A 1,316-nucleotide genomic window follows, 5' to 3' on the forward strand; every position below is an offset into this window, starting at 1 on the left:
GCACCGGACGGCGGCGCGGACGGCCGAGCCCCGTCGAGGGCGGTGCGGCCCCCGCGGGTGCGGGCGTCTCGGAGGGCGCGGTCGTGACCGCCGCCGAGCAGCACCGGACGGCGGCGCGGACGGCCGAGCCCCGYCGAGGGCGGTGCGGCCCCCGCGGGTGCGGGCGTCTCGGAGGGCGCGGTCGTGACCGCCGCCGAGCACGCGGCCGGCACCGCGGCCACCGGACTCGGACAGACGGTGCCCCCGCAGGGCGTGCCCGCGCCCGCCGGCGGACGGCGCGCGCTGCAGGACGACAGCCGGCAGGCCCTGCCGGCCGCGTTGCCCGCGGTCGCCTCTTCCCCCGCTTCCCCCGCGGACGCGGGCACGGGCACGGGCGGTGACGCCGACGGTGGTGCCGGCCGGCCGACCGGACGCCGCCGGCGTGCGCTGGCCGCCGCGGCGGAGCGTGCGGCGGCCCAGGAGGCGGGGCCGCGCGCGGTGTTCGCCCTGCCGCCCGCCGAGGCGGACCGCTCTCCCGAGTACGCGGCCCAGCACGCCGTGGCCCATGGTCAGGGGCGTGGCCAGGCGCAGCCCCAGGCACGGGCCGCCGACGGACGCCATGACGTGGCCCTGCACGACCCCGCCGAGGACCACACCCCGCCCCAGCCGCACCCGGTGCAGGCGCCCGGCGGACGCCGGCGGGCCCGCCAGGCCCCGGCCGACGGCGCGCCGCAGGCTCCTGGGCAGAACGGCCCGGCGAGTCAGGGGGGTGGCGCACCGGGCGCCCTGCCCGCTGCCGCCGCCCCCGCGCCCGGTGCGCCCGGTGCGCCCGGAGCCCCTGTGCCCGGCCCTGCGCAGCCGCTTCCCGGTCAGCCATTGCCGGGGCAGCCCCTGCCCGCGCAGCCGCTCCCCGCGCAGGGCGTGCCGGGGCAGGCGGGCCCGCAGCCGGGCGTTCCCGGGCAGCAGCCCATGCCGGGGCACCTGCCCCCCGCGCAAGCCGTACCCGCCGGGGGCGCGCCCGGACAGCCACAGCCCGTCCCGGCGCAGCAGCCGCTCCCCGGTCAGCCGGTACCGGTGCCTGTCCAGGGAACCCCGGGTCACGGCACCCCTTCGGCCGCTCCCGCCACCGCGGGACAGGCCGTTCCCTCGCAGGCCGTGCCCCCGCAGGCCGTCTCCCCGCAGGGCATCCCCCAGCCGGGAGCCGTCGGACAGGCCCTTCCGCCGCAGGCGGTTCCGGCCCCCGGGGCCCTTCCCCCGCAGGCCATGCCCGGTCAGGCCGCTCCCGGCCAGGCCGTCCCCACCGGTCTCGGCGGACCGATGCCGGTGGCGCCCGAGAC

The 1,316-nt window shown here is 82.5% G+C and carries 1 pseudogene; it reads left to right on the top strand.

Annotation, left to right across the window (positions count from 1 at the left end):
• Window positions 1-183: 183 nt before the first annotated feature.
• Window positions 184-1,316 (top strand): annotated as a pseudogene (locus FGF04_RS39260) (hypothetical protein); the annotation flags it as partial.

This window comes from Streptomyces apricus, assembly GCF_008369065.1.
Classification (GTDB): Bacteria; Actinomycetota; Actinomycetes; order Streptomycetales; family Streptomycetaceae; genus Streptomyces; species Streptomyces apricus.